This is a genomic window from Archangium sp., assembly GCF_036389735.1.
Classification (GTDB): Bacteria; Myxococcota; Myxococcia; order Myxococcales; family Myxococcaceae; genus Archangium.
Genome location: NZ_DASVWK010000053.1, coordinates 1 through 8042, shown reverse-complemented (window position 1 = coordinate 8042; position 8042 = coordinate 1). Strand labels below are relative to the sequence as shown.

General features: G+C 69.6%; 6 protein-coding genes and 1 pseudogene. 3 read left to right on the top strand and 4 right to left on the bottom strand.

The window, feature by feature from the left end:
- The 3 genes and pseudogenes from VF794_RS01975 to VF794_RS01965 all read left to right on the top strand — a co-directional run.
- A pseudogene (locus tag VF794_RS01975) lies at nucleotides 1-243 on the top strand (translational GTPase TypA); the annotation flags it as partial.
- Nucleotides 244-433: 190 nt separating this feature from the next.
- The gene (locus VF794_RS01970; RefSeq protein WP_331107161.1) at nucleotides 434-2272 is read left to right on the top strand and encodes a rhomboid family intramembrane serine protease; all 1839 of its coding nucleotides are present in this window, start codon (nucleotides 434-436) and stop codon (nucleotides 2270-2272) included.
- Nucleotides 2273-2479: 207 nt separating this feature from the next.
- On the top strand, nucleotides 2480-3646 hold the full coding sequence (locus VF794_RS01965) for a hypothetical protein (RefSeq protein WP_331107159.1): 1167 nt from the start codon (nucleotides 2480-2482) through the stop codon (nucleotides 3644-3646).
- A gap of 7 nt (nucleotides 3647-3653) precedes the next feature.
- On the opposite strand, the gene cglE is transcribed toward VF794_RS01965, so the two are convergent.
- From cglE to VF794_RS01945, 4 genes are all read right to left on the bottom strand, one after another.
- Entirely contained in the window at nucleotides 3654-4250 is a 597-nt protein-coding gene (cglE, locus tag VF794_RS01960) for an adventurous gliding motility protein CglE (protein ID WP_331107157.1), read from the bottom strand.
- 83 nt (nucleotides 4251-4333) lie between these two features.
- Nucleotides 4334-6193 (bottom strand): AgmX/PglI C-terminal domain-containing protein, encoded by a 1860-nt coding sequence (locus VF794_RS01955; protein WP_331107155.1) that lies wholly within the window; start codon nucleotides 6191-6193, stop codon nucleotides 4334-4336.
- 47 nt (nucleotides 6194-6240) lie between these two features.
- The gene (locus tag VF794_RS01950) at nucleotides 6241-6519 is read right to left on the bottom strand and encodes a hypothetical protein (RefSeq protein ID WP_331107153.1); all 279 of its coding nucleotides are present in this window, start codon (nucleotides 6517-6519) and stop codon (nucleotides 6241-6243) included.
- A gap of 177 nt (nucleotides 6520-6696) precedes the next feature.
- Nucleotides 6697-8042: tetratricopeptide repeat protein (locus VF794_RS01945; protein WP_331107151.1), on the bottom strand; the 1346-nt coding region annotated here is incomplete at its 5' end.

Here is an 8042-nt window from a genome sequence, read left to right as displayed (position 1 = left end):
AACGTCAACGCGTGCCGCGAGAAGAAGCTGACGAACATCCGCGCCGCGGGCCGCGACGAGAACGTCATCCTCACCCCGCCGCGCGAGATGGGGCTGGAGAAGGCGCTGGAGTGGATCGCCGACGACGAGCTGGTGGAGGTGACGCCCAAGTCGGTGCGCATGCGCAAGAAGGCGCTGAGCTCCAACGAGCGCTACCGCGCCGATCGTGACCGCAAGCGCGAGGAGCGCGGCGAGGCGACGTAATCACGAGGTGAGGGTATTGGGCCCACATGGGTCCACCCGCTGCCTCCACGAGAGGGCCGGGGTGAGGGTCTACGGACTCCCACCCGCGGCCCTCTCGCCGTTTCATGGGGCCACCACTCTCTCCTATCCAGAAGGCCCCGGGTTCCAGCTAGAGTGCACGGTCCTGAACACGGCACACGAGCTGGCACGAATGAACACGAGCGCGGAGAGCGCCACATCGGCCCACGAGGCCCGCACTCCCTTCCCCGCGGTGACGGTGTCGCTCCTCACGGTGCTGACGCTGACCTTCGTCGCGGAGCACGTGCTCGACCTGGGTGAGCCCGCCGACCTCCTCGCCCTGGATGTGCGGACGCTGGTGGCGCTCGGGGGCCTCTTCCGCGCGAGCATCCTCGAGGAGGGCGAGGGGTGGCGCCTGCTGACCGCGCCGCTGCTCCACGCGAATGTGGCCCACCTCGTGTTGAATGGCGCCGCGCTGGCCATGGCCGGACTGGTGCTCGAGTCACTGGTGGGACGCGCGCGGACGTGGAACCTCTTCGTCGCCGGGGCGCTCGGGGGAGGAGCGCTGTCGCTGCTGCTCCAGAAGTCCGGCGTGGTGTCGGTGGGGGCCTCGGGTGGGGTGATGGCCATGCTCGCGGGCCTGTTCGTCCTGTCGCGCAACGTCCAGGCCCAGGCCGAGCGCTCGACGCTCCAGACCGCGACGCTGCGCATCCTCGTGCCCTCCCTGCTGCCGCTGGCCGTCGCGGGCGTGGGGGGGACGATCGACTACGCCTCGCACCTCGGCGGGACGCTCTCCGGCGCGCTCATGGGCCTGCTCTACCTCCGGGGCCAGCGCCCGGCGGCTCCCGGTGGCGCGGTGGGCAGGAGCCTCGCCTGGGCGGGCGCGACGGCCCTTCTGCTCGCCGTGCTGGCCTGCGCCCGCGAGTACCCCGGGTACGTGCTCGGCGTGAATCCGGAGCTCGCCTACCCCGGGATGCTCGACCTCTCCTGCCGCACGGGCTCCGCGAACGCCTGCAATGGCCTGGGCTCCCTGCACATCCGCGGACACCTCGTGCCCCAGGACGACGCGAAGGCGGCCGCCCTCTTCGAGCGCGCCTGCCAGGGCGAAGACGCGTACGGCTGCTCGAACCTGGCCCGGGCCCTGGTCCATGGCACCGGCCTCCCCAAGGACGAGCGCCGGGCAGCGGCGCTCTTCGAGAAGGCCTGCGGCTGGGGCTCGGGCGACTCCTGCGACAACCTGGGCATCGCCTACGAGACGAGCCTCGGGGTGAGCCAGGACCTGGTGCGCGCGGGCTCCTCCTACGAGAAGGCCTGCGAGCTCGGCAGCATGTCCGGCTGCTACAACCTCGGCAGGCTGCACCAGATGCCCGAGTCGGGCCTCCAGGACAACGCCAGGGCGGCCTCGCTCTACGAGCAGGCCTGTGACGGCAACCATTGGCTGGCCTGCACCAACCTCGGACTCATGCACCTGCGGGGTCAGGAGCTGACGAAGAACGAGCCTCGCGCGGCCCTCCTCTTCGAGAAGGCCTGCCGGGGCGAGGACCCCGATGGGTGCAGCTACCTCGGAACCCTGCACCGCGAGGGCCGGGGCGTCGCCCAGGATGGCCCGCGCGCCTTGAGCCTCATCGAGGAGGGCTGCAACCGGGGGAGCGCTCCGGGCTGCACCCTGCTGGGGTTCGTCTACCTCAAGAGCGACGACGTGGCCCGGGACGCGGTGAAGGCGGCGGCCTCCTTCGAGCGCGCCTGCGACGGAGGCGATGGGGTCGGGTGCTCCAACCTGGGCGTGCTCGCCGAGGCGGGCGAGGGCGTCTCCAGGGATGACTCCCGCGCGGCCACCCTCTACACCCGCGCCTGCGACCTGGACGACGCGCGGGGGTGCGCCCTGCTGGCGGACTTCTTCCGCGAGGGGCTCGGCGGGCTGGTCCGCGACCAGACCCGGGCCAGCGCCCTCTATACCCGGGCCTGCCAGCGGGGATACGCGCCCGCCTGCTCGCTCGCCCCCACCGGGCAAGCCACGAACGCTCTGCCTTGAGGGCGACAACTCGCCGGCAACCATCTATCTCCCGACAGTCGCACTCTGTTAGAAGGTGAGCGGGGAGGCTCCGTGGACGACTGGATCAACTGCCCTCACTGCGGTCTCAAACACCGGCCGAGGGCCGTGAGCCTCTGTCCCCGTTGCGGTCGGACCACGGCCTCGACGCCGAGCCGACCCTCCGCCATTGGCATCGCGACCCTCCCCGTGGACCGCGCCTCCGCCACGGCCATCCCGATCGTCCCCGTGGCCCGGCCCGCGCCGCTCAGTCTCGCCGTGCCCCCACCGCCCGAGTCCGAGCTCTCCCAGGATCGCGTGCCCACGGTGGAGGTGGACTACATCACCCTCGAGTCGCTGGAGGACCCCGTCCCGGTCCGGCGCGTCGTCCTCACCGACGACGCCGATGAGGCCAAGGCCCGGTCCGCGCTCCCCGCGACGAACGTGCTCCCGCTCGCTGGCGGCATCCTGCTGCTCAACGCGGTGCTGCACCTCTTCGAGTTCCTGTTCCTGCCCTCGGTGTCCTCGGAGGCCTCGCTGCGCGCGGCCCAGCTCGCCGGGACGCTCATTGGCGTGGGCATCGACGCGTTCCTCGGCGTCGGCTTCCTCCGGGGAAGGGAGCAGTATCGCACCTTCGCCTTCATCCGGCTGCTGCTGGGGCTGTTCCTCTTCGGAGGGATGAGCTTCTACCAGGCGCAGTACCTCTTCACGCTCGTCGTGCTCGCCTTCTCCGTGGGCCTCATGGTGCTCGTGTGGACGAGGCCCTCCGCCTTCATGGCCGGCGTGGCCCTGACGGCGGTGCTGCTGGGCGTGGGCGTGGAGGTCATCGGCTTCGTCCGGCTCTCGGCCCACCAGCCCCTGATGGAGCGGGCGCGGATCGCCCTGCGGCCGGACCTCGAGGGCAACCTGCTCGGCCCCACTGACACCCTCGTCGGTGACCGCTACCCCTACAAGCTGAACGTCCCCAGTGGGGGCTGGTACCGCCGCAAGGAGGAGGTCATCCGCACCACGGACGGCAGCATCGACGCGTGGCTGACCCACCCGGATGCGAATGGCAACCTCGTGGTGTCCGTGCGCCCCTGGACGGAGCTGAACACGGCGGACCTGCGCGAGGCCCGCGACGGCGTCATCCAGAGCCTGAAGGCGAAGTACCCCGGCTTCCTGGTGGCCGACACGTCCGACGATGGCAACAGCGTCCAGGCGCCGAGCATCGCCACCCTCGCCGGCAGCGCGGACAAGGACGGCAAGCCGTACCGCTTCGAGGTGTCCGTCTTCCGGACGGGAGACTCGCTGCTCCAGGTGACGGCCTTCGCGCCCTCGACGGTCTTCGACACCCTGAACCTCCAGGCGTCCACCACGCACTTCCGGCCCGACTAGTTCCGGCTCAGAAGGTGTACTTCACCCGCGGGAAGAGGGCGAAGGTCGGGATGTTGGGCCCGATGATGTAGCGGGCCATGAAGTCCGCCCCCACCGAGAAGTGATCCATCGGCGTCGCGTACTCGATGCCGATGCCCACCCCGGCGTTGGGCGCCGTCATGGGCTGGCCCGGATCGCCCTCGCCCACCGGGGCCGGATCCATCCGCGTCAGGCCCGCCGCCACCTTCGGCATCAGGTAGAGGCGCTCGGCCAGCGGCACCATGTACGCCGCCGTCACGTCACCGAACGCCACCGTGAAGTTGTCGGACATGCGGCACAGGTCCGAGCCCGGCAGGTAGCCGGCGAAGCAGTTCGCCGCCGACGCGCCCAGCCCGAAGTGCACCCCCAGCGAGACCTTGTCCGTCAGGTCGTACCCCACACCGAGTTGCAGGTACGTCTGCGCATTCGAGTAGATGTTCTCCCCGCCCAGGGTGAAGAACGTCCCGATGTCGGCCTCGGTGAAGAAGCCGCGGCGGACCTCCAGTGGGACACCTTCCGGAGGCGTTTGCGCCATGGCGGCGGTGGGTAGCAGCGCGAACACGGCGACCAACAGCGGCTTCTTCATCGAGACGACCCTCACCCTGGACCCTCTCCCAGGAAGGGAGAGGGGTTTTCGCAACACGGTTTCAGCTACACAGACGCGAGCGACTACTCACCCGCCGGCGAGAAGAGCCACGGGTACGTCACCGCCACCACGCCACCCCCCTTGGGCTCGGGGAACTTCCAGCGGCGGATGCGCGACAGCATGCAGTTCTCCGCCGTGGAGTTGTTCAGCGTGGTCTCCGTCACGTTCGCTTCCGACACCGCGCCCGCCGGATCGATCGTGAAGGCCACCGACACCTTGCCCGCGAGGCTCGGGTTCTTGTTCAGCTCGGTCTCGTAGCAGTATTTGATCTCGTTCTGGTGGCTGCGGATGATCTTGGCGATCACGTCCTTGTCGAGGCCGCCAACCACCGTGGTCTTCCCGGGGACGATCTTGGTGACCGTCTTGCCGCGACCCGTGAGGTCGATACCGCCGCCGTCACCCATGCCCCGGCCGTTGCCCTTGGTGCCCAGGCCGCCGAGACCCATCGCGGTGCCGCCACCGCCGGTGCCACTGCCACGCGAGCCGAGTCCGCCCACGCCCTGGGCATCGCCCATCCCCGCGCCGGCCTTGAGGCCACCGAGCGCGTTGTTGAGGCCCGTGCCCACGCCACCCGGTCCGAAGACGTCCGAGGCCCCGCCCTTGAGCCCCTTGAAGGCGCCGAGCAGACCCACCTTGCCCACCACCTGGCGATCCTTCTCGCGCTTCGTCTTGTCGACGACGGGGGTGCCCGCCTTGGAGGGATCGGCCTCGGCCTTCTTGGCCTCCTCCTTGCCGAACTTGCCCTCCTCGTTCTTGGCCTTCGCGCCCTCCTCCAGGCCCTTCAGGTGGAGCTTCTTCTGCTCCAGCTTCTTCTGAGGGGTGACGAGCAGCTTCGCCACCCGCTGCTGGTTCTCGAAGATGTCGCTCTCGGTCTGCGCCTCACGGGGCGAGAGCACGATGGCCGCCACCACGGCGCCGGCCGCCAGCAAGCAGATGCTGGCGATCTTGAACCAGGTGTAGTCCGCCTGCTCCAGCGTGTTCACCACCACGGCGGGCGAGGGCCGCACGTAGCGCACCACGAAGGTGAGCGTGCCGAGCGACACCTCCGCGCGCTCGTGCAGGCCGAGCGTGTACACGTGCTCCCGGCCCGAGGCCGACAGCTTGCCCTCGGAGCGCAGGCTGTCCTTCGTGCGCACGTCGCCGTTGCGGGTGACGAAGACGCCCGCGCTGTCGGGGACGCGCAGCTCGTACAGCTCGCCGCGCCCCACCGCCAGCACGTGCCGCGCTCCCACCTCTTCCTCGAAGATGTGGAAGAAGTTCTTCTTCGCCTCGCCGATGGTGACCGGCACCCCGTCCCGGAAGTGCTGCACCCCCAGCATCTGGTCTCCCCAGAGCTGCTGCACCTGGAGGACCTTGTCGTCCTTGGTGGGCAGTGCCTCGGGAGGCAGTGGCTCCTGGAGGTGCGCCAGCGCCCGTCGCCGTGGCTTGTTGGCCACCCGGCTGCGCAGCCCCGGAGGCACCAGTGGCACCGGAGGGTCCACCACCTGCACGGGCTGGTGGTGCAGCACCGAACCCTGGAGGGTCGGTCCGCTCACCTTCGCGCCCACCGGAGGAGGAGGCGCTTCGGCTGCTCCGAAGAGCACCTCCACCTGCGAGCCACCCAGCATCAGCACGTCACCCGGCGAGAGCGTCCGCGGTCCCACCACCCGCTGTCCGCCCACCTGCGTGCCACTCTCGCTGCCCAGGTCGATGGCCGTGACCGTCCCCGTGGATTCCACCTTCAACATCACGTGAAGGTTGGAGACCTTCGGGTCCAGGATCTTCACCGCCGCCTGTGCACCCGACCCCACGATGACGCTCTCGGCCTCGGAGATGGCTTCCTGTACGGAGCCATCCGGTCCGGTGATCCGCAGCATCAATCCGTTCTTCTTCCCCGCCGCCATAGAGGACCCTTCCTCCTCCCTTCCGTCCGCGTTCCCAGCCCGCCCGCTCACAGGTTGTCGACCGACTTCTGCAACTCGGGATTGAAGTTGTCGCGGACCCGGATGAGGCTCTGGAAGTCCGTCTTCTTCCGGTTGAGAACGTACGAGCCCTCCGGCTTGGTGAGCTCGCCCTCCACCGCCATGTCCGTGAAGTCGATGTTCGTCTTCTTGCGAACGACGACCTTGTCCTCTTCCTGGATGACCTTCACCTCGGTCTTCGCCTCTTCGGCGACCGCCGGCCCCGCCCACAACGCCACCACCGCCATTGCCGCTGCCAGTCGTCTCATTCAGGCCTCCTCGTCGGATGGGACAGCGGGTCCCAGGTGAGGTTCCCCCCCGCTTCCTTGCACGCCCTGCACCAACGTCCTGGGCCGCGGAATCCCTTGAAATCCCAGGGGTGCGCTCGCTCCAGCGACTTCAGGGGCCCCAGGGAGTGGAAAAATTTTCCCACTGGGGCCGGTAGGTTATTCGGTCCGTGGAGCCTCGGCCGGGGCCTCGGCCTCCGGCCCACCCTCAGGCGTCTCGGGGCTCGCCTCCGCGGGCGGAGCACCCTCGGCGGGCGCGGCCTCCTGCGCGGGCGCACCCTCCTGCTGCGCGGCCTCGTCGGACACCTTGTCCAGCAGCGAACCACTGCCCCCCACGGCGGCCGGGTTCGGCTTCTTCTCGTCCTCGGGCGTGGGCTCGGGCTGGGCGTTCTTGCGCATGGCCTCGATGCCCTGGAGCTTTGCTTCGATCATCTGCTTGTCCTGGGCGCCCGTGGTGCCCTGGTCCTTGCAGCGCTGGAGGAAGCCCACGGCCTTGTCCCAGCCGGTGCGCTCGACGGCGTAGGCCCAGCCAGCGCCGCAGATGGCCTCTGGCTGCTCCGCGCGCAGGCCGAGCACCTTCTCGAAGGCCTCGCCCGCCGCGAGCCCCTTCTTGGGGTCCCTCCCCTTCTGCCCGTCCAGCGAGTACGCGTAGTAGAGCCACGCCTCGTGCGAGCCGGGCTCCAGCTCCAGGGCCTTGGCGAAGGAGCGCTCGGCGCCGGCGTAATCGCGCCAGGCCAGCGCCATGGCGCCGAGGTTGAGGTAGCCGGGGGCGAAGCGCTCATCGAGGGAGACGGCCTTCTGGAACTGGACGAGCGCGCGGGCGCGGTCCTCCAGCTTCAGGTAGATCATCCCCAGGTTGTTGTAGATGCCCGGGTCCTTCTCATCGAGCTTGCGCGCGTTGGCGCTCACCACCTCGGCGAGCCGGTACTGCCCCTGGTCGTAGTAGATGAGCGACAGGTTCTTGTACGCGTCCGGGTTGTCCTTGCTGCGGGCCAGCACGCGGCGGGCGGTGGCCTCGGCGAGCTCGAACTTGCCCGCGAGCCGGTACGCCACGGTGAGGTTGTTGAGCAGCCCCACGTCATGCTCGCGGCCCGGCGTCTTCAGCGCCGTCTCGTAGAGGCTGATGGCCGCGTCGAACCGATCCTGCAGGCGGTAGAGCCGGCCCAGGTTCAGCAGCGAGGCCTGGTGGTTCGGGTCCACCGAGAGGACCTTCTCATAGGCGGCCTGGGCCTCGGCGAACTTGCCCTGGCGCTCGGCGATGAGCCCCAGGTTGAACTGCGCGTTGAGGCTCTGGGGCGCCTTGGCCACCACCTGCTCGAAGCCCTTGCGCGAGGCCTCGTAGTCCCCCGCGTCGAAGGCCGCGAGCGCCGCGACGAACAGCTCGTGCGGGCCAGCGTCCGAGGACGGGGTGGGCACCGAGGCCGGCTTGCCGGACTGGCCTGCCACCTTCGCGGATGGAGCCTTGGGCGCCGTCTCGGTGAGAGGCGTGGGTTTGACCTGAGGGG